Annotated in this window: 19 protein-coding genes; 10 read left to right on the forward strand and 9 right to left on the reverse strand. The window is 74.5% G+C overall.

Going from position 1 to position 23,332, the window contains the following annotated elements:
- Positions 1-5: 5 nt before the first annotated feature.
- The 3 genes from LPU61_RS13650 to LPU61_RS13660 form a co-directional block, all read right to left on the reverse strand.
- The gene (locus LPU61_RS13650) at positions 6-962 is read right to left on the reverse strand and encodes an ROK family glucokinase (protein ID WP_176734398.1); all 957 of its coding nucleotides are present in this window, start codon (positions 960-962) and stop codon (positions 6-8) included.
- 69 nt (positions 963-1,031) lie between these two features.
- Positions 1,032-1,727 (reverse strand): hypothetical protein, encoded by a 696-nt coding sequence (locus LPU61_RS13655; protein ID WP_043969289.1) that lies wholly within the window; start codon positions 1,725-1,727, stop codon positions 1,032-1,034.
- 43 nt (positions 1,728-1,770) lie between these two features.
- Positions 1,771-2,226, reverse strand: coding sequence for an SRPBCC family protein (locus tag LPU61_RS13660; protein ID WP_229405090.1), 456 nt, complete (start codon positions 2,224-2,226; stop codon positions 1,771-1,773).
- Positions 2,227-2,347: 121 nt separating this feature from the next.
- On the opposite strand from LPU61_RS13660, the gene LPU61_RS13665 reads away from it, so the two are divergent.
- From LPU61_RS13665 to LPU61_RS13685, 5 genes are all read left to right on the forward strand, one after another.
- Complete coding sequence (locus LPU61_RS13665) at positions 2,348-4,156, forward strand: long-chain fatty acid--CoA ligase (RefSeq protein ID WP_229405091.1); 1,809 nt, start codon at positions 2,348-2,350, stop codon at positions 4,154-4,156.
- 74 nt (positions 4,157-4,230) lie between these two features.
- Positions 4,231-5,868, forward strand: a complete 1,638-nt coding sequence (locus LPU61_RS13670; RefSeq protein ID WP_043969287.1) for a GAF domain-containing sensor histidine kinase — start codon at positions 4,231-4,233, stop codon at positions 5,866-5,868.
- A 7-nt stretch (positions 5,869-5,875) separates the two neighbouring features.
- Complete coding sequence (locus LPU61_RS13675; protein ID WP_007072219.1) at positions 5,876-6,544, forward strand: response regulator transcription factor; 669 nt, start codon at positions 5,876-5,878, stop codon at positions 6,542-6,544.
- Between the two features lie 195 nt (positions 6,545-6,739).
- A complete protein-coding gene (locus tag LPU61_RS13680; protein WP_043967194.1) occupies positions 6,740-7,552 on the forward strand; it encodes an SAM-dependent methyltransferase in 813 nt (270 codons plus the stop codon).
- The gene (locus tag LPU61_RS13685; protein WP_374199662.1) at positions 7,527-9,350 is read left to right on the forward strand and encodes a putative bifunctional diguanylate cyclase/phosphodiesterase; all 1,824 of its coding nucleotides are present in this window, start codon (positions 7,527-7,529) and stop codon (positions 9,348-9,350) included. Before LPU61_RS13680 ends, LPU61_RS13685 begins: the two co-directional genes overlap by 26 nt.
- A 10-nt stretch (positions 9,351-9,360) precedes the next feature.
- Here LPU61_RS13685 and LPU61_RS13690 read toward each other — a convergent pair whose 3' ends face one another.
- The 3 genes from LPU61_RS13690 to LPU61_RS13700 form a co-directional block, all read right to left on the reverse strand.
- Positions 9,361-10,485 carry a glycosyltransferase family 4 protein gene (locus LPU61_RS13690; RefSeq protein ID WP_043967192.1) on the reverse strand — a complete coding sequence of 375 codons (1,125 nt, stop codon included), beginning with the start codon at positions 10,483-10,485 and terminating at the stop codon, positions 9,361-9,363.
- On the reverse strand, positions 10,482-11,741 hold the full coding sequence (locus LPU61_RS13695; RefSeq protein ID WP_229405092.1) for a M48 family metallopeptidase: 1,260 nt from the start codon (positions 11,739-11,741) through the stop codon (positions 10,482-10,484). The genes LPU61_RS13690 and LPU61_RS13695 overlap by 4 nt, the downstream gene beginning before the upstream one ends.
- A 275-nt stretch (positions 11,742-12,016) precedes the next feature.
- The gene (locus LPU61_RS13700; protein WP_374199678.1) at positions 12,017-13,366 is read right to left on the reverse strand and encodes an NYN domain-containing protein; all 1,350 of its coding nucleotides are present in this window, start codon (positions 13,364-13,366) and stop codon (positions 12,017-12,019) included.
- A 296-nt stretch (positions 13,367-13,662) separates the two neighbouring features.
- On the opposite strand from LPU61_RS13700, the gene LPU61_RS13705 reads away from it, so the two are divergent.
- The 5 genes from LPU61_RS13705 (at position 13,663) to LPU61_RS13725 (ending at position 19,589) form a co-directional block, all read left to right on the forward strand.
- Entirely contained in the window at positions 13,663-15,420 is a 1,758-nt protein-coding gene (locus LPU61_RS13705) for a DEDD exonuclease domain-containing protein (protein WP_144420370.1), read from the forward strand.
- Between the two features lie 128 nt (positions 15,421-15,548).
- Positions 15,549-17,336 (forward strand): bifunctional (p)ppGpp synthetase/guanosine-3',5'-bis(diphosphate) 3'-pyrophosphohydrolase, encoded by a 1,788-nt coding sequence (locus LPU61_RS13710; protein ID WP_043967185.1) that lies wholly within the window; start codon positions 15,549-15,551, stop codon positions 17,334-17,336.
- Positions 17,337-17,389: 53 nt separating this feature from the next.
- Entirely contained in the window at positions 17,390-17,923 is a 534-nt protein-coding gene (locus tag LPU61_RS13715) for an NUDIX hydrolase (RefSeq protein ID WP_043967183.1), read from the forward strand.
- The gene (locus tag LPU61_RS13720; RefSeq protein WP_229405093.1) at positions 17,920-18,816 is read left to right on the forward strand and encodes a sugar phosphate nucleotidyltransferase; all 897 of its coding nucleotides are present in this window, start codon (positions 17,920-17,922) and stop codon (positions 18,814-18,816) included. Before LPU61_RS13715 ends, LPU61_RS13720 begins: the two co-directional genes overlap by 4 nt.
- 485 nt (positions 18,817-19,301) lie before the next feature.
- Positions 19,302-19,589, forward strand: coding sequence for an Lrp/AsnC family transcriptional regulator (locus tag LPU61_RS13725; RefSeq protein ID WP_229405094.1), 288 nt, complete (start codon positions 19,302-19,304; stop codon positions 19,587-19,589).
- A 159-nt stretch (positions 19,590-19,748) separates the two neighbouring features.
- On the opposite strand, the gene LPU61_RS13730 is transcribed toward LPU61_RS13725, so the two are convergent.
- From LPU61_RS13730 to LPU61_RS13740, 3 genes are all read right to left on the reverse strand, one after another.
- Positions 19,749-20,423 carry a DUF4142 domain-containing protein gene (locus tag LPU61_RS13730; RefSeq protein ID WP_043967179.1) on the reverse strand — a complete coding sequence of 225 codons (675 nt, stop codon included), beginning with the start codon at positions 20,421-20,423 and terminating at the stop codon, positions 19,749-19,751.
- A 193-nt stretch (positions 20,424-20,616) separates the two neighbouring features.
- The gene (locus tag LPU61_RS13735) at positions 20,617-22,242 is read right to left on the reverse strand and encodes a ubiquinol-cytochrome c reductase cytochrome b subunit (RefSeq protein WP_043967178.1); all 1,626 of its coding nucleotides are present in this window, start codon (positions 22,240-22,242) and stop codon (positions 20,617-20,619) included.
- Positions 22,239-23,327 carry a ubiquinol-cytochrome c reductase iron-sulfur subunit gene (locus LPU61_RS13740; protein ID WP_043967176.1) on the reverse strand — a complete coding sequence of 363 codons (1,089 nt, stop codon included), beginning with the start codon at positions 23,325-23,327 and terminating at the stop codon, positions 22,239-22,241. Before LPU61_RS13740 ends, LPU61_RS13735 begins: the two co-directional genes overlap by 4 nt.
- Positions 23,328-23,332 lie beyond the last annotated feature (5 nt).

The following is a 23,332-nucleotide window of genomic DNA, read 5'->3' on the forward strand; positions in this document are numbered from 1 at the left end:
CCGCCCTACAGCCGGCGGGCCAGGTCGGCGGCGCCGATGACGCCGGCGGTGTTGCCCAGCTCGGCGGGGAGCACCTCGGCGACGGGGAGCCGGCTGCGCTGGGCCAGCGCGTCGGTGAAGGAACGCCGGGTCGGGCCGAGCAGCAGGTCGCCCGCGTCGACGACGCCGCCGCCGACGACGAGGACCTGCGGGTCGAGGATCTGCGCCATGTCGGCGAGGCTGGTGCCGAGCCAGCGCCCGACCTGCGCGAACGCCTCGGCGGAGACGGGGTCGCCGCCCTGGGCGGCGGCGGTCACCATCGGGCCGGTGACCGCCTCGGCCTCGCCGCCGGCCAGCTCCAGCAGGGCGACGGCCCGGTGCGGCTCCTGCCGGGCGGCGGCGCGGGCGAAGCGCACCAGGGCGCTGCCGCTGGCGTACTGCTCGATGCAGCCGAGCCGGCCGCAGCCGCACTGGTGGCCGTCGGGGACGGTGAGCATGTGGCCCAGTTCGGCGGCGATGCCGTGGGCGCCGCGCACCAGCTCGCCGCCGAGCACGATGCCGCCGCCGACGCCGGTGCCGATGGTGAACATGACCATGGAGTCGTCGGCGTGGCGGGCCGCGCCGTAGCGGAACTCGGCCCAGGCGGCGACGTTCCCGTCGTTCTCGACGATCACGGGCAGACCGGTGGCCCGGCTGACGTAGTCGCGCAGGGGCTCGTCGCGCCAGGCGAGGTTGGGCGCGAAGAGGACGGTGGAGCGGGTGGCGTCGATCCAGCCGGCCGCGCCGATGCCGACGGCGTCGATCTGCCGGCCGGCGGCGAGTTCGGTGACCACCTCGATGATGACGTCCCGGGTCTTGCCCACGTTGTCGGCGGGGGTGTCCCGTCGGGCCTGCACGAGTACGTTGCCGGTGTCGTCGACGACACCGCCGGCCACCTTCGTGCCACCGACGTCGACTCCGATGGTCAGCGTCACCGCTGCCACTCCCCTCTGCTGTGCTGCCCGGCACCGGCACGGCGTACGGCCGTGCCGGTGGGACGGGATGTCCGGTGGTCAGGCCCCGTCGCCTGGTGCGTCCCCTCCCGCGCCACCGGGGGCCCGCGACGCGGGCACCACGGGTCGGCCGGCCGGCGGCCGGGGAGCCCCCGGCGCGTCCGGCCCGGCGTCGTCGGCGGGCGGCACGGCGGCGGCCGGAACGCCCGGACCCTCCCCCCGGGTCGCGGCGGACCACACGTCCTCATCCGGCGCCGGGTGAGAATCATGCCCGGTACGGGTGGCCTCGCGCCACACGTGATCGCCCGATGCCTGGTCAGCCGCCGGTCGGGGCGGGGGCGCGGCGGGGTCACCGGGCGGTGGGCCACCGGCGGAGGGCTCGTCGGCCGACGCGAACGCGCGCAGCAGGCTGGCCACCCCGGCGGCCAGATCGCCGGCTCCCGTGGCGAGCCGCTCGGCGAATTCCGGACTCGGGTCCCGCAACGCGGCGATACCGCGGCAGACCGGACAGATACAGCATTCGGCGGCACCGGTGGCGAAACCACCGTGGCCGCCGCCGGTGGCCGGTCGGGTCGCCGCGCCGCCGGTGCTGTGACCGAGGACACTGGACACGATCCCACCGAGCGGACCCCACGGCCCCGCCCCGGAGCCGCCGCCCGACCCGGCGCCCGCGGCGGCCAGCCGGGCCGCCGCGAGGACCGTGGCGACCAGCCGCTCCGCCTCTTCCCGGGCCGAGCCCGGATCCGTACCCCCCATGGTCGGCTCCTCTACCGTGCCGGGCGTGCCGCAGCCGGTCGCGTCACCGCGCCGCACCGGTGTCTTCTACCCGGCGCTTGAGCTGCTTCAACGCCGCATCCATGATCATTTTCTCGGCCTTGCGGCGAAACATGCCGAGCATGCCCACGGAGAGCTCCACCTCCAGGGTGTAGGTCACCGTGGTCGTGCCGTCGGGGTTGCCGACGAGGTCGTACGACCCGCGCTGGGAGCGCTGCATCTTCGAGGGCGCCACCAGGTGCCACTCGATGCGGGAGATGTCCTCGGCGTACTCGTAGGTCAGCACGTACTCGTCGGCCAGCACCCCGGCGTCGAGGGTGAAGCGGACCTGGCTGGCGTAGCCGTCCTCGTACTCCTCGACCACCTCGGTCCGGCGCACCGCGTCGGTCCATTCCGGGTAGCGCGCGAAGTCGCAGATGACCGCCGCCACCCGCTCCGGTGACGCGCCGATGACGATCGACTGGGTGGAGGAGTCCGCCATGGGGGGAGGCTACCCGGCAACCTGCCTGGCGCACCCGCCTGGGCGGGCGGGTAGGTTTCGACAGAGCCGACCCGTCCGGGGCCCCGGCCCGCCCGGCCAGTGCGAGCACGAGGGAGTGCAGGTGCGCGAGTTCTCCGTTCCGCCGATCGTCACCGTCGGCGACTCGGCCAACCTCACCGACCCGGTCTGGGACAATGCCGAGACCGCCCCGGAGGCCGTCCAGTTCGCCCGCCCGGCCGCCGCGCCGGCCTCCGGCTGGGTCGAGGTGACCTGCCGGCAGTTCCGCGACGAGGTGGTCGCCGTGGCCCGGGGGCTGGTCGCCGCCGGCGTCTCCCCCGGCGACCGGGTCGGCCTGATGAGCCGCACGCGCTACGAGTGGACCCTGTTCGACTACGCCATCTGGGCGGCCGGCGCGGTCACCGTGCCGATCTACGAGACGTCCAGCGCCGAGCAGGCCGCCTGGATCCTGGCCGACTCCGGCGCCGTCGCCGCCGTGGTCGAGACGACCGCCCACGCCACCCTCGTCGAGGGCGTCCGCGACCGGCTCCCCGAGCTGGCCCACCTCTGGCAGATCGAGCTGGGCGCGGTCGACGAGCTGGTCGCCGCCGGGGCCTCGGTCGACCCGGTCGAGGTCGACCGGCGGCGCACGGGGGTCAAGGCCGACGACGTCGCCACCATCATCTACACCAGCGGCACCACCGGCCGGCCCAAGGGCTGCGTGCTGACCCACCGCAACATGTACGCCGACATCGCCAACGCCGTGCCGGTGCTGCCGAACCTCTTCCTGCGCCCGGGCGCGTCGACCCTGCTGTTCCTCCCCCTCGCGCACGCCTTCGCCCGGCTCATCCAGATCGGCGTGGTGCAGGCCCGGGCCACCATGGCGCACTGCGCCGACACGAGGAACCTGGTCGCCGAGCTCCAGGCGTTCCGGCCGACCTTCGTGCTGTCGGTGCCCCGGGTCTTCGAGAAGGTCTACAACGGTGCCCGGCAGAAGGCCGAGGCCGACGGCAAGGGCCGGATCTTCGACCGGGCCGAGCAGGTCGCCGTGGCGTACAGCGAGGCGCTGGAGTCGCCGGGCGGGCCGGGCGTGGCGCTGCGCGTGCAGCACGCGGTCTTCGACAAGCTGGTCTACCGCAAGCTGCGGGCCGCCCTCGGCGGCCGGTGCCGCGACGCGATCTCCGGCGGCGCGCCGCTCGGGGCCCGCCTCGGGCACTTCTTCCGGGGCATCGGGGTGACCATCTGCGAGGGGTACGGGCTGACCGAGACCTCCCCCGCCGCCGCCGCGAACCTGCCCGACGCCACGAAGATCGGCACCGTCGGCCGGCCGCTGCCCGGCGTGACCATCCGGATCGCCGACGACGGCGAGATCCTGATCTCCGGCGATCTGATCTTCCAGGGCTACTGGCGTAACGAGGAGGCCACCGCCGAGGCGCTCAGCGCGGACGGCTGGTTCCGCACCGGCGACCTCGGCCAGCTCGACGCCGACGGCTTCCTCAGCATCACCGGCCGCAAGAAGGAGATCATCGTGACCGCCGGCGGCAAGAACGTCGCCCCGGCGGTGCTGGAGGACCAGGTCCGGGCGCACCCGCTGATCAGCCAGTGCGTCGTCGTCGGCGACCGGCAGCCGTTCATCGCCGCGCTGGTCACCATCGACGAGGAGGCGCTGCCGAAGTGGCTGGCCGCCCACGGCCGCCCCGAGGACACCGGCGTCGACGAGCTGCGCGACGACGAGGCGCTGCGCGCCGAGGTGCAGGGCGCGGTCGACCAGGCCAACCAGGCCGTCTCCAAGGCCGAGGCGATCAAGGTGTTCCGGATCCTGCCGCGCGACTTCACCGAGGCCACCGGGGAGCTCACCCCGTCGCTGAAGGTCAAGCGGCAGGTCGTGCACACCACGTACGCGGCGGAGATCGCGGAGATCTACCGGCGCTGACTACGATCCGTCACGTGCCCGACTCCTCGACACCCGCCCGGCCGCCGACGCAGCCGCTCGCCACCGCCGCGCGCGTGGTGATGCTCGCGCTGGTCGCCGTCCTCACCCTCTTCGCCACCCACGACGCCGGCCAGCTCTGGTGGATCGCCCTGCTCGGCGTCGCCGGGCTGCCCGCCGTCCTCGCCCCCCAGCACCGGCTGCTCGGCCCGCTCAGCCGCTTCGCCGAGGTGGTGGTGCTGGGGCTGGCCGCGAGCCAGGTCGCCGCGGTGACCACCCTCAACGGCACGATCGGCGGCCTCGGCGCGTCGGCCGTGCTGCCGTACCTCGCCGTCCCGGTGACGGTGACCGCGCTGCGCCGGCGGTTCCGCGAGGGCGCGGCGCTGCTCGCCGTCACCGCCGCCACGCTGCTGATCAGCGCCGCCCTCACCCAGGTCGACGGCGGCCGGCAGCTCGGCCAGCCGGGCTACCTGGCGGTCTGCGCGCAGTGGCTGATCCTCGCCGGCCTGGGCCTCTACACCGCCGGCACCCTGCACCGGGTGATCCGGGTCCGCAGCGAGGGCAAGCCCCAGCCGTACGCGGAGGCGACCCGGCTGCTGACCCAGTTGCGCACGGTGGCCCGGCAGCTGCCGGGGGCGACCCTCGACCCGGGCGGCATCTCCGAGCACCTGCTGGAGGAGCTGCGCACCGTGGCCCGGGCCGAGCGGGCGGCGGTGCTCTCCGCCAGCGGCGGCGGCCGGCTGGTGGTGCTCGCCCAGGTGGGCGTGGACCGGGTCGACTGGGAGACCACGCTCGACGCCGACTCGGCGATCGCCGACGCCTGGGCCAGCCAGCAGCCGCAGACCGCCAGCCGCTCGCAGGCCCGCTCGCACACCGGCGGCGACGTCTCCGCGCTGATCGTGCCGCTGGTCGCCGGGGTCCGCACGGTCGGCATGCTGGTGATGGAGGCGGACGTCGCGCAGGCGTACCCGCCGCCGGTGGTGTCCCGGGTGACCGCGCTGACCCGCCCGGCGGCGCTGCGGCTGGAGGCCGCGCTGCTGTTCGACGAGGTGCGTTCGCTGGCCACCAACGAGGAGCGGCAGCGGCTGGCCCGGGAGATCCACGACGGGGTCGCCCAGGAGCTGGTCATGGTCGGGTACGGCATCGACAACGCCCTGGCGTACGTGGAGGAGGACCCGAAGGAGACGGCCGAGGCGCTGCGCACCCTGCGCGGCGAGGTGACCCGGGTCATCACCGAGCTGCGGCTGAGCCTGTTCGAGCTGCGCAGCGAGGTGGACCGGCACGGCGGCCTGGCCGCCGCCATCGCCGAGTACGCGCGCACCGTCGGGGCGTCCGGCGGGCTGCGGGTGCACCTGTCGCTGGACGAGTCCACCGCGCGGCTGCCCGCCGCGACCGAGGCCGAACTGTTGCGCATCGCGCAGGAGGCGGTCACCAACGCCCGCAAGCACGCCGGGGCGGCGAATCTGTGGGTCACCTGTGAGGTGGACCCCCCGTACGCGCAGATCGAAGTGTCGGATGACGGTCACGGCATCGGTGAGCAGCGCACGGACGGGCACTACGGTCTTGCGATCATGGCCGAGAGGGCGGAACGTATCCGGGGCCGATTGGAGATCAGGCCGCGCCAACCCAGTGGCACGACCGTGGCGGTGGTGCTCGGCTCCTCGCCCCGGCGCGATAGGGTGCGCGGCAAGGCGGCAGCAGCAGAAGGGGAGTAACCCGAGGATGACCACAAGCCCGACACCGGCGACCCGCACCAAGGTCCTCCTTGTCGACGATCACGATCTGATCCGCAAGGGGCTGCGGCACGCCTTCGAGCGTGACCGGCAGTTCGAGGTCGTCGGTGAGGCCGCCACGGCGGCGGAGGGGGTCCGGCAGGCCGGTGCCCTCCAGCCCGACGTGGTGATCATGGACCTGCGGCTGCCCGACGGCAGCGGCCTGGAGGCCACCCGCGCGCTCCGCAAGTCCAGCGCGTCGATGGGCATCGTCGTGCTCACCATGTACGCGGGCGACGACCAGCTCTTCGGTGCGCTGGAGGCCGGTGCGAGCGCGTTCGTGCCGAAGACGGCCCCGGCCGACGAGGTCGTGGCCGCCGCCCGGCACGCCGCCTCCTCGCCGAGCGCGTTCACGGCGGCCGACCTGGCCGAGGCGATGAAGCGGCGGCTCGCGCCGTCCGGCCCGCAGCTCTCCCCGCGCGAGGGTCAGGTGCTGCGGCTGCTCGCCGACGGGATGAGCGTGGCCGGCATCGCCAAGCAGCTCTTCGTCAGCGAGTCGACGGCCAAGACCCACATCTCGAAGCTCTACGAGAAGCTGGGCGCGGCCAACCGGGCGCAGGCGCTGATGACGGCGCTGCGGCTCGGCCTGCTCGAAGCGCCCGACGCCCCGAAGTTCTGACGCCGTCCCGCCCGGCCGGCAGTCACCGGCCGGGGGGCTTGCGCGACGGCCGGCGGGTCCGGTCAACGGGACCCTCCGGCCGGCCGGGCGCGACGACGGCGGCCCTCTCTGGTCACCCGCCCGGCGGGCGGGGCAGAATACCCGGGTGACCCGCGCGGGCGGCGTGGCCCGCGTCGTTGACAAAAGGGGTAGGGCATGCAGCGGCCGGACTGGGCACCCGACACGATCGACATCGAGCGCCCCAGCGTGGCCCGCATGTACGACTACTATCTCGGCGGCTCGCACAACTTCGCCGCCGACCGGGCCGCCGCGCGGGCGATGGTGGCCGCGGTGCCCGACGCCCCGTTGATGGCCCAGGCCAACCGGGCGTTCCTGCGCCGGGCTGTGCAGTTCCTCGCCGAGCAGGGCATCCGCCAGTTCCTCGACATCGGCTCCGGCATCCCGACCGTCGGCAACGTGCACGAGATCGCCCAGCGGATCGCCCCGGAGTCCCGGGTGGTCTACGTCGACGTCGACCCGGTGGCCGTGGCGCACAGCCGGGAGATCCTCAGCGGCAACGACCGGGCGGTCGTCCTGCAGGAGGACCTGCGCCACCCGGAGCGGATCCTGGCCCACCCCGAGGTCAACCGGATGCTCGACTTCTCCCAGCCGGTCGCGGTGATGATCGTGGCGGTGCTGCACTTCGTGCCCGACGAGGACCGGCCCGACGAGATCCTGCGGACCCTGCGCGCGGCGCTCGCCCCGGGCAGCTACCTGGTGATGTCGCAGGCCAGCGACGACGACCGGCACGACACCGGGGAACGCGAGGAGGCCGAGGCGGTCTACCAGCGCACCGACAACCCGCTGGTCATCCGCAGCCGGCGGGAGCTGACCGCCCTCTTCGACGGCTTCCCGCTGGTCGACCCGGGGGTGGTCTGGGTGCCGCAGTGGCGGCCCGAGACCCCGGAGAGCACCGAGGACGCCGAGAAGGCGGTCTTCATGGGTGGCGTCGGGCGGCTCGGTGGGTGAGCATCCGGACGGCCCGTCAGGCCCGTCAGCCCCCGGCGGCCCCTGCCCGGGGGTGCCCGCCTGCTGCCCGAGTGTGTTCGCCCGGGCCTGGGCGAAGGCGGTCTCCGGCACCAGCTACCTGCCGATGACGCAGGCCCAGCTGGAGGCGTTGCTGCACCGGCTCACCGGGCGGCTGGCCGAGGCGCTGGTGTCCGAGCCGTTCGACGTGCGGGTCGGCCACCAGGTCGGCGCCGAGCTGGTGGCGGCGCACATCGCCTCCGCCGAGGGCCTGGGCCGGACCATCGAGGTCATCCAGCTCCGGCTGCTGCGCGACCTGGGGCTGGTCACCGAGGACGTCGAGGACCGGATGGCCCGGCTGCTGGCCACCGTGGCGACGGGCTACGCCCGGGCGCTGCGGGACCGGACGCTCGACGAGCAGGAGTCGATCCGCCGGGCCGCGATGGTGGCCCGTGCGGAGGCCGAGCGGGCCCTGCGGGACAGCGAGGCCCGGTTCCGCCACCAGGCCACCCACGACCCGCTCACCGACCTGCCCAACCGCACGCTGTTCACCGAGCGGCTGGCCGCCGCGATCGACTCCCCCGGCCGGGGCGCGGACCGGGTCGGGGTGTGCTTTCTCGACCTGGACCGCTTCAAGGTGGTCAACGACTCCCTCGGCCACCAGGTCGGCGACATGCTGCTGGTGTCGGTGGCCGACCGGCTGCGCCGCGCGCTCGGCGAGCACCTGGTCGCCCGCCTCGGCGGCGACGAGTTCGTCATCCTGGTCGAACGCACGGCGGGCACCGACGACGTGGTGAAGGTGGCCGAGACGGCGCTCGCGGCGGTCAGCGAACCGGCCCTGGTCGACGGGCACGAGCTGACCGTGTCGGCGAGCATCGGCATCGTCGAGCGTCCCGTGGCCGGCACCACCCCGGTCGACCTGATGCGGGCCGCCGACGCCACGCTGCACTGGGCCAAGGCGGACGGCGGCGCGCGCTGGTCGCTGTTCGACGTCGAGCGCAGCCGCCGCGAGCTGGCCCGGTACGCCCTGTCCGCGGCGATACCGGCGGCCCTCGACCGAGGCGAGTTCCACCTCGACTACCAGCCGCTGACGTCCCTGCGCGACGGCCGGGTGCTCGGCGTCGAGGCGCTGGTCCGCTGGCGGCACCCGGAGCTGGGCAAGCTCTACCCGGGCAGCTTCATCGAGCTGGCCGAGGAGACCGGGCTGATCGTGCCGCTGGGCAGCTGGGTGCTCGCCGAGGCGTGCCGGGAGGCGGCGTCCTGGTCGTCGTTCGGCGCCGCCGCGCCGTTCGTCAGCGTCAACCTGGCGGTCCGCCAGGTGCACCGCCCCGGGCTGGTGCGGGAGGTGCGCGACGTCCTCGAACGCACCGGCCTGCCGCCCGAGCGGCTCCAGCTGGAGGTCACCGAGAGCACCATGATGAGCGCGGTGGAGGAGCCGGTGCGCGCCCTGCGGGTGCTGGCCGACATGGGCGTGCGGATCGCCATCGACGACTTCGGCACCGGCTACTGCAACCTGGCGTACCTGCGGGACCTGCCGGTGGCCGAGCTGAAGGTGGCCGGGGAGTTCGTCGCGGGGCTGCGCGCCCCCGCGGACGACCCGGCGAGCCGCACCGACGAGCGGATCCTCGCCTCCCTGGTCTCGCTGGCGCACGCGCTGGACCTGACCGTGACGGCCGAGGGGGTCGAGACCGAGGGGCAGGCCGACCGGCTGCGGGCCATCGGCTGCGACGCCGCCCAGGGCTGGCACTTCGGCAAGCCGGCGCCCGCCGCGCGCCTGCTGGAGCGCCTGTCCGCCGGCTGAGGCGGCGGGGTCAGCCGGCGAGGAGGGCGGCCAGCCGGGCGGCCTGGGTCTCCCAGCGCCACTCCCGCTCCACCCACGCCCGGCCCGCCGCGCCGAGCTGCCGGGCCAGGTCCCGGTCGGCGAGCAGCGTGGCCACCCGGTCGGCGAGCTGGGCGACGTCGCGGCCGGGGACCACGTACCCCGTCTCGCCCTCGCGGACGGCGTCCGGCGCGCCGCCGGAGTCGCCGGCCACCACCGGCAGGCCCGTGGCCGACGCCTCCAGGTAGACGATGCCGAGCCCCTCGACGTCCAGGCCCCGGTTGCGAGTGCGGCAGGGCATCGCGTAGACGTCGCCGGCCGCGTAGTGGGCCGGCAGCTCCGCCGCGGGCACCGAGCCGGTGAAGACGACGTCCCGCTCGACGCCGGTCTGCCGGGCCAGCTTCTCCAGGTCGCCCCGGTAGGGCCCGCCGCCGACGACCAGCAGCGCCGCGTCGGGCACCCGGCGGCGGATCTCCGGCAGGGCCCGGATCAGCATGTCCTGGCCCTTGCGCGGCACCAGGCGGGAGACGCAGACCACCACCGGCCGGTCCGCGAGACCGAGCCGGGCCCGCACCGGCTCGCCGTCGACCGACGGATGGTACGTGTCGACGTCGACCCCGGGGGCCAGCCGGTGCAGCTCCGTCAGGCCGTGCAGCGCCCGCTCCAGCCGGACCCGGGTGTACTCCCCCAGGTAGGTGATCACGTCCGCGCCGCGGCCGATCCGGCGCAGCGCCGTGCGGGCACCGGGCAGCGCCGCCCACCCCACCTCGTGCCCGTGGGTCAGGGCGACCACCCGGCGGACCCCGGCGCGGCGGCGCAGCCCGGCGGCGAGCAGCCCGAGCGGGGCAGCCGCCCCGAACCAGACGGTGTCGCAGTCGTGCCGGCGGGCCAGCCGGGCAGCCCGGCGGGCGATCAGCGGGGTGGGCAGCAGCACCTTGGTGCGCTCCCGCACCACCTCGAACGGCTGGTCGGCGTCGAACTTCTCCGCCCCCCGCCAACTGGAGGCGTAGACCACCACGGAGCCGGTGGGCTGGCGCACGGCGAGGTTGTGCACGAAGGACTGGATGCCGCCCGGGCGGGGCGGGAAGTCGTTGGTGATCAGCAGCGTGCGGCTCATCGGCCGGTCTCCCTGGCGTAGGCGCGGGCGGCGGCCATCCGCTCGACCGTGGACGGGTGCGACGCCGAGTAGAGGTATTCCCAGCGGGGCGGGTCGGGGTCGGCCAGGTTCACCCCGGCCAGGCGGCGCTGCATCGCCTCGAAGGTGGCCGGGTCGCCGGTGAGGGCGAGGGCGTGCGCGTCGGCCCGCGCCTCGACCCGGCGGGACACCAGCGCCTGGGCCGGGGCGGTCACCAGGCCCGCCACCGTGACCAGCGCGAGCAGCAGCGGGAACGCGCGCGGCTCGGCGATCGAGTCGACGCCGGCCAGGCGCAGCAGCGGGCCGGCGGAGCCGAGCAGGTAGAGCACGACCACGCCCAGCGCGGCGCCCAGCGCCCCGGTGAGGGTGCCCGTCCAGACGTCGCGGTCCTTGGCGTGTCCCAGCTCGTGCGCGACGACGCTGGTCACCTCGGCCGGGGTCGCCTCGCGCAGCAGCGTGTCGTAGACGACGACCCGGCGGGTCGGCCCGAGCCCGGAGACGTACGCGTTGACCGCGCGGGTGCGCCGGGACGCGTCGGCGACCAGCACGTCGCGCACCGGCACCCCGTCGCGGGCCGCCAGGGCCGTCAGCTCGGTGCGCAGCGGGCCCTGCTCCATCGGGGTGAACCGGTTGAACACCGGCTCCACCAGCACCGGCAGCACGAACGACAACAGCACCACCAGCCCGGCCGCGCCGGCCGCGCCGAGGGCCCACCACCAGCGCGGGGCGAGCCGGATGACGGTGTAGAAGCCGAGCAGGGCGAGCGCGCCGATCACGGCGCTGACGGCGTACGACTTGAGCAGGTCGGCCGCCCAGCCGGCCCAGCCCTGGGTGCTCAGCCCGTAGCGGGTGAGGATCGTCTGCCGCCAGGCGGCGAACGGCAGGGTGAGCAGGTCGGCGACGAGCAGCACGGCGAGCCCGCCGAGCACCGCCTGGGCGATCCAGTGGCCGCCGAACGGGCGGGCCACCAGCTCCACCAGGCGACCGCCCAGCGGGGTCAGGCCGACGGCCAGGGCCACCAGCAGGCCCACGGCGAGGGCGGCCCAGCCGCCGGGGCGCAGCGCACCGCGGAAGGCGCGGGCCCGGGCGACCTGCTCGGCGGGGAGGTCCCGCAGGGCGGCGAGCTGGTCGGCGCGCGGGGCGGGCGGCCGGTGCCAGGGCACGAGCAGGGCGACGGCGACGAGCAGCGCGACGGTGAGCCCGGCGAGGGTGAGCACCGCCCAGCCGCGCGGCGTCACCGGGCCACCCCGCGCTCGCCTCGTGCGCGCCCCATCCGTCGCTCCTCCCGCCGTGAGCGCTCATCCTATTGCCGACGGCGGCGGGGCCGACCGGGGTGGTCACGTCGTCATGTCGGGGACAGGGCGGTATCGGCATGTCCCCGACCCCGCCATGTCGCCGACATGGCCAGCCCCGACCCGGCGGGCGGGCTTCCGCCCCAGAACCGCGCAAGGGGTCCGGTCGTGCGCATCGGCCGCCGGGCCACGACGAGCCGGGAACGGGGCGGCGTGGCCGGTCAGGACCGGGCGAGGCGGCGCAGCAGCGAGTCGGCGCCGAGCGGGTACGCGCCGTGCCGGCGTACCCCGTCGGCGACCTCGCGGTCGGAGGAGACCACGACGACCGGACGGCCGGGCGGCTCGGCGCGGACCAGCCGGCGGATCAGCTCGTCGGCGGTCTCGCCCTTGCGGGAGAAGAGCACCCGCACGCCGCGCGGGCTCGGCGGCAGGCCGTGCATCCGCTCGGCGCCGTCGAAGACCACGGTGACCTCGTCCCCGGTCTGCGCCGCGATCCCGCCCAGCCCGGTGATCAGCCGCTTGCGCTGCTGCTCCAGCGACATCTCGCCGAAGCCCCGCTTCGTCACGTTGTAGCCGTCCACCACCAGGTGCGCCTTCGGCAGCGCGAGCAGCTGGTCGAGCCGGGCCGGGTCGTCGGTGTCGCGGGCCCGGGTGGCGGCGCCGGCCGGGGTGGCGTTGGGCTGGTCGGCGAAGGCGTCGGCCACGAAGTCGGCGGGGAGCCGGTCGACGGGGTCGAGCGCCAGCTCGCGGCGCAACCCGACGGCGGCCTGCCCGATCGTCTCCAGCAGCAGCCAGAGCTTCGCGTCGTCGACGGAGCGGGCCTCCTTGGCACTGGCGCGGGCCACCCCGGCCGCCGCCTCGGCCTCGGCCAGCCGGGCCCGGGCGCGACGCAGCTCGGCGTCCGCCTCGGTCGCGGCGCGGGTGGCCCGGCCCCGCTCGGTGGCCAGCAGCTCGGCCGCCCTGCGCTCCCGGGCCTGCGCCTCGCGCAGCGTGCGGGCGAGCTGCCGGTTCTCCTCGCGGAGCTGGCCGAGCTCGTCGCGGACCCGGGCCAGCTCGTCGCGGAGCTTGTCGGCCTCGACCCGGGCCACGGCCCGGTCGTGCTCGGCGCGGGTGGCGCGCTGCTCGGCCTCGCGGACCAGCTCGTCGACGACGGCCTTGTCCGCCTCGGCGCGCACCGCCGCCCCGCTGGCGTCGATCAGCTCCCGCCAGCCCCGGGGCCGGGCCAGGTAGGCCAGCGCGGCGACCTCGACCGGGTCGGCCGCGGCCGGGGCGGTGCCGGCGACCACGGCGGCGCCGAGGTCGCCGGAGTCGGCGAGCACCCGGGCGGTGATCCGCTGCCGGAACAGCGGATCGGCGGTGAGCTGGGCGGCGATCATCGGCGCGCCCAGCCGGGCCCGCCGGTTGGGCGCGAACTTGGCCACCCGGCGCAGCGGCACGGGCACCTCGTCGCCGGGCAGGACCGGCAGGACGGCGGCGGTGAGCGCGACGATCCGCTGCCGCACGGGCTCCGGCAGCGTCGGCTCCGGCTCGGACTCGGGCCCTGGTTCCGGCCCGGACTCCGACCGCACCAGCTCGGGCTCCGGCCCGGGCTCCGACAGCCTCGGCTCGGACTCCGGCTCTGGCTCCTGCTCGGGCACGGTGCCCGCCCCGGCGGTCGGGGCGTCCTCACCGGGGTGGCGCACGGCGGCGACCGACTCCTCCTGCGGGAGGTTGTCGTCGTGCGGCTCGGTGAGGGGCATGTGGCAAGTCTCCCACCGCGACCGGGCCCACCGCCCGGTGAGTGAGCTGATCTCTCATCCTAGCCCCAGGGGTGACCCGTGGGGCTGATGTTGCGCGAGTGTCGGACCCGGGGTCTACCGTGCCCGGGGTGGGCGGAGCGGAATACGTCCAGCAGGCGCTCGCCGGGCTGGGCCAGGCGGCGGGCGGCGGCGTGGATCCGGCGCTGCCGCTGTACGCGACGACGTTCGTGGTGGTCGACCTGGAGACCACCGGCGGCGCGCCGGACGGCGGCGGCATCACCGAGATCGGCGCGGTGAAGGTGCGCGGCGGCGAGGAGCTGGGCGTGCTGGCCACGCTGGTCAACCCGGGCGTGCCGATCCCCCCGTTCATCACCGTGCTGACCGGCATCACCCAGGCCATGCTGATTCCCGCGCCGCCGATCGAGCAGGTGCTGCCGAGCTTCCTGGAGTTCGTCGCCGACGCGGTGCTGGTCGCGCACAACGCGCCGTACGACGTCGGTTTCCTCAAGGCCGCCTGCGCCCGGCACGGCTACCGCTGGCCCAACCCCCGGGTGCTGGACACGGCGGCGCTGGCCCGGCGGGTGCTCAGCCGCGACGAGGTGCCCAACCGCAAGCTGGGCACCCTGTCGGCCTACTTCCGCACGGCCACCCGGCCCACCCACCGGGCGCTCGACGACGCGAAGGCCACCGTCGACGTGCTGCACGGCCTCATCGCGCGCCTCGGCGGGCACCGGGTCGACACCGTCGGGGAGGCGATCGAGTTCGCCCGGGCGGTCACCCCGACGCAGCGGCGCAAGCGCCACCTCGCCGACGGGCTGCCGAAGGTGCCGGGGGTCTACATCTTCCGGGCCGCCGACGACCGGCCGCTCTACGTCGGCACCTCCGGCGACATCGCCACCCGGGTGCGCAGCTACTTCACGGCCGCCGAGAAGCGGGCCCGGATGTCGGAGATGCTGGCCGCCGCCGAGCGGGTGGAGGCGGTCGAGTGCGCCCACTCGCTGGAGGCCGAGGTGCGCGAGCTGCGGCTGATCGGCGCGCACGCGCCACCGTACAACCGGCGGTCGAAGTTCCCCGAGCGGATGGTCTGGCTCAAGCTCACCGACGGGCCCTACCCCCGGTTGTCGGTGGTGCGGTCGCTGGCCCCCGGCGACGAGGCATACCTCGGCCCGTTCGGCTCGCAACGGGCGGCGGAGCTGGCCGCCGCCGGCTTCCACGACGCGCTCCCGCTGCGCCAGTGCACCCACCGGTTGTCGCTGCGCACCGTCACCCCGGCGTGCGCGCTGGCCGAGCTGGGTCGCTGCCCGGCACCCTGCGAGCACCGGATCACCCCGGGGGAGTACGCGGCCCGCGCCGTCGACCCGTTCCGCGCGGCCACCGCCACCGACCCGGGGTCCGTGGTGCACGCGCTGCTGGCCCGCATCGGGGCGCTGGCGGCCGACCAGCGGTACGAGGAGGCGGCGGTGGTGCGGTCCCGGCTCGCGGCGGTGCTGCGGGCCACCGTCCGGATGCAACGGTTGACCGCGCTGGCCGGGATCGCCGAGCTGGCCGCCGCCCGGCCGGCCGCCCGGGGCGGCTGGGAACTGGCCCTGGTCCGGCACGGCCGGCTGGCCGGGGCCGGGGTCTCTCCGCCCGGTGTCCACCCGCGACCGACGATCGAGTTGATCCGGGCGACCGCCGAGACGGTGCCGCCCGGCCCCGGCCCGGTGCCCCGGGCCTCCGCCGAGGAGTCCGAGCGCATCCTGTCCTGGTTGGAGCGACCCGAGACCCGGTTGGTGGAGATGTCCTCCGGCTGGGCGTCCCCGGCCGCCGGGGCGGCCCGCTTCCGTGACCTGCTCAGCAAGATCGAGAGCGCCGCATCTCACCAACTCTCGACCGAACGCCCATGACCAAGTGACCGATCGGACGACCTCGACTCGCTTAGGCTGTTAAGGAAGTGCAGTACTGCCCGTTTCGTGGGCCTGCTCCCGGTCGCCGTGCCCGGTGACCGAGGGGCCGGGGTGAGGAGGTGTCCCTCGTGGACGTCGACGCCGGACACGGCGCCGCCCTGGGGGGCGCGCTCCCGACCCAGCCGGGCGACCTGCCCCTGGCGCGGCGGCTGCGGTCGCTGCTGAGCTGGCCGACCGGCGAAACAGACCCGGTCACCCACCTGATCCGCACGCACCGGGGCATCCACCCCGGCACGGAGGCGTCGGTGCTGCGCCGGGCGTACACGATCGCGGAGAACATGCACCGCGGCCAGTTCCGCAAGAGCGGCGAGCCGTACATCACCCACCCGCTCGCGGTCGCCCAGATCTGCGCCGAGCTGGGCATGGACGCCACCACGCTGGTGGCCGCGCTGCTGCACGACACGGTGGAGGACACCCGCTACACGCTGCAGGCCCTAGCGGAGGACTTCGGCGGCGAGGTGGCCCACCTGGTCGACGGGGTGACGAAGTTCGACAAGGCGTTCTACGGCAAGGCCGCGGAGGCGGAGACCACCCGCAAGATGATCGTCGCGGCCGGCAAGGACGTCCGGGTCCTGATCATCAAGCTGGCCGACCGGCTGCACAACATGCGCACCCTCGGGGTCCGCTCGGCCGCGTCGCGGGAGCGGATCGCCCGCAAGACGCTGGAGGTGCTCGTCCCGCTCTGCGACCGGCTCGGCATCCAGACCCTCAAACGCGAGCTGGACGACGTGGTGCTGCTGCACCTGGAGCCCGACGAGCACGCCCGCATCGCGCGGTTCGTGCACGACCGGCCCGGCTGGTCCGCGTACCTCGACGACGTGGTCGCCAAGGCGAAGGTGGCGCTGCGCCGCAGCCGCGTCGACGCCCAGGTCTCCCCCCGCCCCCGGCACCTCTACTCGATCTGGAAGGACACCGTCGCCGGCGGGCACAGTGTCCCGTTCGACCTGCCCCGGATCGTGATCGTCGTGGACGGGCCGGCGACCGACTGTTACGCCGCCCTCGGCGCGGTGCACGGCCTCTGGCGGCCCGTGCCGGGCCGGTTCAAGGACTTCATCGCCTCCCCGAAGAACAACCTCTACCGCTCCCTGCACACCAGCGTCTGCGGGCCGAAGGACCGCACGGTCGAGGTGCTGATCCGCACCGAGGAGATGCACCGCGCCGCCGAGTACGGCATCGCCGCCGACTTCCGTTTCCCGCGTCCCGCCGGGGCGGCCGGGCAGGCCGAGCAGCTCGACTGGCTGCGCCGGGTGCTCGACTGGGAGCAGGAGGCGCCCGACCCGGCGCAGTTCCTGGAGTCGCTGCGCTGCGACCTGGCCGAGGCGCAGATCCAGGTCGTCGTCGAGGGGCGGCAGGTGGTGCTGCCGGCAGGCGCCACCCCGGTCGACGTGGCGTACGAGCTGGGCCCCGACCGGGGCGACCGCTGCCTGGCGGCCCGGATCAACGGCCGGCTCGCCCCGCTCTCCTCCGAGCTGGAGGAGGGCGACGTGGTGGAGATCTTCACCGAGTCCGACGCGGAGTCCGGCTTCGAGGCGGACGTCGCCCCGCGCGGCCCCCGCCGGGAGTGGCTCGGCTTCGTCAAGTCCCCGCACGCCCAGATGCAGATCAACCGCTGGTTCGCCGAGCACACCGAGCCGGGCATCTCCATCGCCGACAAGGTCCGGCTCGGCCGGGCCACGATCGGGCTGGCGCTGCGCAAGCACGACCGGGGGCTGGCCAACGACCTGCCGCTGCTGCGGCTGTCGGAGGAGCTGGGCTACCCCGACCTGGAGACCCTGCTGGTGGCGGTCTTCGACCGGGCCCTCGAACCGGACGCGGTGGTCCTGCAGCTCATCGACCTGGTCGACCACCGCCAGTGACGTTTCCGCCCCCGGTGCCCGGCCCACCCCGCGTCGGCCACTAGCCTAAGGCGATGATCCCCCGCTCCCGAGCCACCGGACGGGCCTTCGCCTACCAGGTGTTCTACCGGCTACCCGTGTCGATGCGCCGCCGACTGGTCCGGCTCGCCACACCGAAGTACATCGTGGGGGCGGTCACCCTGGTGCGCGACGCCGAGGCCGACGGCGCCGGTCGTCTGCTGCTGCTGCGCCAGCCCCCGGGGCACAGTTGGACGCTCCCGGCGGGGCTGCTGCAGCGCGGCGAGGATCCGGTCGTCGGCGCGGCCCGCGAGCTGTTCGAGGAGTCCGGGGTGCGCCTCTCCCCCGACCGGCTGCGCCCGGCGGTGCCGAACGCCGTGGTGCACGCCAAGGGTTGGGTGGACGTCGTCTTCGAGGCGGAGGTCCCGGCGTCGACGACGAAGCTGACGGTCGACGGCGCCGAGGTCTTCGAGGCCGCCTGGCATCCACTGGACGACCTGCCGAGGCTGAGCCGCGCCACGGCGAACCTGCTGGGCCGCTACGGCATCGGGCCGCGCGCCGGTGAGGCGCCGCCCGGACCGTCGGCGTGACCGCCTCGGCCGGCGGCGGGCCGGGGCGCTCGGTGGGCCCGGCCGACGCGCCGGAGGTCTGCGCGGTGGTGCTGGCCGCCGGCGAGGGGACCCGGCTGCGCCCGCTCACCGAACGGCTGCCGAAGGCGCTCTGCCCGGTGGGCAACGTGCCGCTGCTCGACCGGGCGCTGGCCCGGCTCGCCGGGCTCGGGCTCGCCGGCCCGGCCCGGGTGGCGGTGAACGCCTGTTACCTCGGCGAGCAGGTCGTCGCGCACGTCGGCGACCGGGCCCACCTCTCGGTCGAGCCGGGCGCCCCGCTCGGCACCGCCGGTGGGGTGGCCAACCTGCGGGACTGGATCGCCGGCCGGGGCGTGCTGGTCGGCAACGCCGACGCGTACCTCGCCGACCCGGCCGCCGATCCGGGGCCGGACATCGCCGCGCTGCTCGCCGGCTGGGACGGCAAGACCGTACGCCTGCTCGGCCAGCCCGCCGCCGACCCGGCCGCCCCCGGCACCTTCTCGGGCCACCGCTTCACCGGCTTCTCGCTGCTGCCGTGGCGGCTGGTGCGGGGCCTCGCGGAGGAGCCGGGCGACCTGGTCCGGGCGGTGTGGCGGCCGGCCGAGGCGGCCGGAGCGCTGACCGTCGTGCCGTACGCCGGCACCTTCTACGACACCGGCACACCCGCCGACTACCTGGCGGCCAACCTGCACGCGGCGGGCGGCGGCAACCTGGTCGACCCGACCGCGACGGTCACCGGCCGCTGCCGGGAGGCCGTGGTGGGCGCGGGGGCGACCGTGCGGGGCGAGGTGACCCGCTCGGTGCTCTGGCCGGGCGCGGAGGTGGCCGCCGGGGAGCACCTGACCGGGGTGGTCCGTGTCGCCGGGGGCCTGACCGTCGCGGCGGAGCCCCGCTGAGCGCTGGGGCCATCGCAGCCTGCCGCAGTCTCGCCGCAGCCCGCCCCAGCCCCTCGTGGCGGGAGCGGCGGGCCCGGCCCCGGCCCACCCCGGTACGTGACGGATCGCGATCGACGGCCCCGCCGACCCCACCCGCCGTTCCGCCCCCTTTGCTCTGCACCCATCCACGCAGCGGTCACCCAAAGCGATCGGGTCGCCGCCCCCGCCCACCTCGTGATGACGCATTCGCGCAGCTCCACGCAGCGTTGCGTCCGTGGGTGCAGAGCAAAGGGGGGCGGGGGACGTCGGTCGGGCCCGAAGGCGGTGACGCAGAGTGAGAACGAGGCCGCACCCACGAGTGCTTCCACGGCGATCGCGGAGCGTGGCCGTCACGGGTGCTTCCGCCGGGTCACACCCCACCGCTGCCCGGGACCCGTCGGGCGGGCCTACGATGGTCGTCGACGCCACCACCGGCGTGGCGTGCACGCGCGACGAAGGGCAGACCAGTGATCACCGCGATCGTCCTGATCGACTGTGCCACCGACTCGATCCCCGAGGTGGCCGAGAACCTGGCCGCCCTGCCCGGGGTCAGCGAGGTCTACTCGGTGGCCGGGCACGTCGACCTGATCGCCATCGTGCGGGTGCGGGAGTTCGACCAGATCGCCAAGGTCATCGCCGGCAGCATCTCCAAGGTGCCCGGGGTGATCAACACCGAGTCGCACATCGCCTTCCGGGCCTACTCGCAGCACGACCTGGAGGAGGCGTTCGCGATCGGGCTGGCCGGCACGGACTGACCCCGCCGCCGGCTGCGACCGGTCGCGGGTCGCCGGAGTCTCGCACAGCCCGCCGACGACGGCACGGCCGCCGCCACGCCACCCACCCCACGACGCGACACGACGGGGTGGCCAGCCCACCGGTCCGGAGGGCTGGCCACCACCTGGGGTGTCGCGACGTCAGCTCACGCTCGGGGCCGGCGTCTCGGTGTTCTCCGGGGTCGGCGACTCGAAGGTGCCGCCCGGGGCCGGGGCCTCGCTGCTGCCGCCCGGAGCCGGCGTCGTGGTGGTCGCGCCCGGGCTGGGCGTGCCGCTGGCGCTGGTCTGCGGGACCGGGACGCCCAGGGTCTGGGCCAGGGCCACCAGCGCGTCATAGTGCGCCTGGAGCACCGGCAGGGCGTTCTGGGCCAGCTGGACCACCGACTGCTCGGTGCCCTGCGAGATCTCCGTCTGGGTGGCCTGGATGGCCTGGACGTGACCCGCCAGCTCGGCGGTCACCCACGCCTTGTCGAACTCGGCGCCGCTGAGCTTCTTCAGCTTGTTGATGACCTTCTGCTGGTCGGCGGTCGGGGCGCCCGGCAGCTTCACGTTGAGCTGCTGCGCGGTGTCCTGCACCGTCTGGTCGAGCTGGGTGTGATCCGTCACGAACTGGGCACCCAGGTCCTTGACCTGCTGGTTCTGGCCCTTCTGCTGCGCCAGGTTCCCGGACTCGATCTCCGCGAGGTTCACCTGGTGCAGCGCCTGCAGATACTGGCTGTCCTGCGTCGACGGCTGTGCGGCCTGCGCCGCCGCCGCGGGCGCCAGCCCCGCCACCACCAGGGCAGCGAGCAGTCCGAGGCGCTTGAGACCCAACATGTTTCCCTCCCCGTTTTCCGTTGGACCGCACGGATACCCGGCTGACCCGGATTAACCCTGCGAATCCGCAGCCGCCTCGCGGGAGGCGCCGGGGTGCCGGCGACGCTCGGCGGTCGCCCGGGGGCGGAAACGGGACGTGGCGCCCGCCGAGGGTTCGGCGGGCGCCACGTGCGGCTTGCGGGCGGTCAGCGGCTCAGCGGCGGGGCTCCCCGCTGCTGATCTCCTTGCGCTCCGGCAGGGGCTCGACCGGCGGGTGCCCCGGCGAGACCGGCGCCTCGGCCGGCTTCTCGATGGGGTAGAAGAAGCCCCGGATGGCGGGCCCGAGGGCACCGAGCCGGTTCATCTTCTTGGGCACCACCCAGCCGGCGTACTCCAGCTCCGCGTGGCCGTCGTGGCCACCGGCGGCCAGCGGCTGGTGGACCTCCTCGAACCGGCCGTCCGGCAGCCGGCGGATGATGCCGGTCTCCACGCCGTGGGCCAGCACCTCCCGGTCGTGCTGCTGGAGGCCGAGGCAGATCCGGTAGGTCACGTAGTACGCCAGCGGCGGGATCACCAGCAGGCCGATCCGGCCCGCCCAGGTCATCGCGTTGAGGCTGATGTGGAACTTGTCCGCGATCACGTCGTTGCCGCCGGAGAGGGTCAGCACGATGTAGAACGCCACCGCCATCGCGCCGATCGCGGTCCGCTCGGGGACGTCGCGGGGGCGCTGGAGCAGGTTGTGGCTGCGGTAGTCCTTGAGCCGGCGGGCCTCCACGAACGGGTAGAGCGTGGAGAGGCCGACCAGGACGCCCGGCAGCACGACGGTGGGCCAGAACAGCGGCGGGATGACGTACCCGTCGCCGATCGGGATGTTGATCTCCCACGCGGGCATGAGGCGGGTCGAGCCGTCGAGGAACATGACGTACCAGTCGGGCTGGCTGGCGGCCGAGACCACCCACGCCTCGTACGGGCCGAAATACCAGATCGGGTTGATCTGGAACAGGCCGCCCATCAGCGCGATCACGCCGAAGACGACCATGAAGAAGCCGCCCTGCTTGAGCGCGTAGCGCGGGAACATCCGCTCGCCGACCACGTTGTCGTTGGTCCGGCCGGGGCCGGGCCACTGGGTGTGCTTCTGCTTGAAGACCAGGCCGAGGTGGGCGCTGATCAGCGCCACCAGCAGGCCCGGGATGAGCAGCACGTGGGCGATGAAGAACCGGCTGATGATGATCTCGCCCGGGAACTCCCCGCCGAAGATCGACGAGGTGACCCAGGAGCCGATCACCGGGATCGACAGCATGATGCCGGAGGCGATCCGCAGGCCGGTGCCGGAGAGGCCGTCGTCCGGCAGCGAGTAGCCGGTGAAGCCGGCGAGGAAGCCCACCCAGAACAGCAGCGAGCCGATGATCCAGTTGGTCTCGCGCGGCTTGCGGAACGCGCCGGTGAAGAAGACCCGCAGCATGTGCACGACGATCGCGGCCATGAACAGCAGCGCCGACCAGTGGTGCATCTGCCGCATGATCAGGCCGCCGCGGACGTCGAACGAGATGTCCAGGCTGGAGGCGTACGCGGCCGACATCGGCGTGCCCCGCAGCGGGGCGTAGCTGCCGTTGTAGACCACCTCGGTCATCGCCGGCTCGTAGAAGAACGTCAGGAAGACGCCGGTCAGCAGCAGCACGACGAACGAGAACAGCGCGATCTCGCCGAGCAGGAACGACCAGTGGTCGGGGAAGACCTTGTTCAGCAGCTTGCGCAGCGGCGTGGAGACCCCGAAGCGATCGTCCACCCCCACCGCGGCCTTGCCCGGAACGGACGCCATGTCCAACTTACGACGCTTCACGGCCGCTCCCAGAAGTCAGGCCCGACGGTCTCGGTGTAGTCCGACCGCGCCACGAAGAAGCCCTCGTCGTCCACCTCGATCGGCAGCTGCGGCAGCCGCCGGCTCGCGGGGCCGAAGACCGGCCGGGCGTTGTCGGTGATCAGGAACTGCGACTGGTGGCACGGGCAGAGCAGCCGGTTGGTCTGCTGCTCGTACAGGCTCGCCGGGCAGCCCGCGTGCGTGCAGATCTTGGAGAACGCCGCGTAGTTGCCCCACATGTAGTTCCCGTGGCCGACCCGCTGGTTGGCCTCGCGGGACACCTGGGCGTCGGACTCCCGCAGGTGGATCAGCAGCGTCGGGGAGTCGGCGTGCTTGTTGCTCACCCCGTGCTCGATGCCGGGGAAGACGGTGAGCTGGCCGCCGGCGCTGATGTCGGCCGGACGGATCGGCCGGCCGTCCTCGCGGACCAGCCGGATCTTGCGGCCGTCGGCCGGCGCGAAGCCCGTGGTGAACATCTGGTTGTTCTTGTGCGGGTTGGAGATCAGGCCGCCGACCAGCGGGGCCGCCGCGACCGCGCCAACGGGCGCGAGGCCGGCCAGCAGCGAGATGCCCAGCAGCGGGCGACGCTTCACGCCCATCTCGTCGGCGAGGTAGAGCATCGTCTCACCGGTGATCTTGCGGCTCTCCGCCACGTTCGGGTCGTTCTCGTGGCGGTCCTGGATCGAGACCTCCTTGGGCAGCAGCTTCTTGCCCCAGGTCAGGATGCCGAAGCCGATGCCCAGCAGGGCGACGCCGAGGGTGAGGCCGAGCAGCGGGGTGTAGTACTTGTCCCCGCCGGTGCCCGGCTCGTACTCCCACGGCCACCAGATGTAGACGACCAGGAAGGCGGTGGCGGCCAGGCCGGTCAGCAGGAACATCGAGGCGACCGTGCGGGTCAGCCGGCGCTCGGCCTTGCTGCCCGGGACGACCTGCTCCTCGTAGTGGACGATCTCGATGTCGTCCCGGCGCGCGCCTTCCCGGACGATGTCGAACCGGCTCAGCCGCGGGTCGTGGACGTCGAGCGGCTCCGGGCCCTGGTGGGCCTGGTGCTCGGTCTTGGTGCTCATGCCGT

The organism is Micromonospora sp. NBRC 110038, from assembly GCF_020884815.1.
GTDB lineage: Bacteria > Actinomycetota > Actinomycetes > Mycobacteriales > Micromonosporaceae > Micromonospora > Micromonospora haikouensis.

Excerpts from the sequence above, each read along its gene's own strand:
- LPU61_RS13655 (WP_043969289.1), bottom strand. The coding sequence starts at position 1,727 with ATGGGGGGTACGGATCCGGGCTCGGCCCGGGAAGAGGCGGAGCGGCTG.
- LPU61_RS13680 (WP_043967194.1), top strand. The coding sequence starts at position 6,740 with ATGCAGCGGCCGGACTGGGCACCCGACACGATCGACATCGAGCGCCCC.
- LPU61_RS13715 (WP_043967183.1), top strand. The coding sequence starts at position 17,390 with ATGATCCCCCGCTCCCGAGCCACCGGACGGGCCTTCGCCTACCAGGTG.
- LPU61_RS13730 (WP_043967179.1), bottom strand. The coding sequence starts at position 20,423 with ATGTTGGGTCTCAAGCGCCTCGGACTGCTCGCTGCCCTGGTGGTGGCG.
- LPU61_RS13740 (WP_043967176.1), bottom strand. The coding sequence starts at position 23,327 with ATGAGCACCAAGACCGAGCACCAGGCCCACCAGGGCCCGGAGCCGCTC.
- LPU61_RS13690 (WP_043967192.1), bottom strand. The coding sequence starts at position 10,485 with ATGAGCCGCACGCTGCTGATCACCAACGACTTCCCGCCCCGCCCGGGC.
- LPU61_RS13675 (WP_007072219.1), top strand. The coding sequence starts at position 5,876 with ATGACCACAAGCCCGACACCGGCGACCCGCACCAAGGTCCTCCTTGTC.
- LPU61_RS13660 (WP_229405090.1), bottom strand. The coding sequence starts at position 2,226 with ATGGCGGACTCCTCCACCCAGTCGATCGTCATCGGCGCGTCACCGGAG.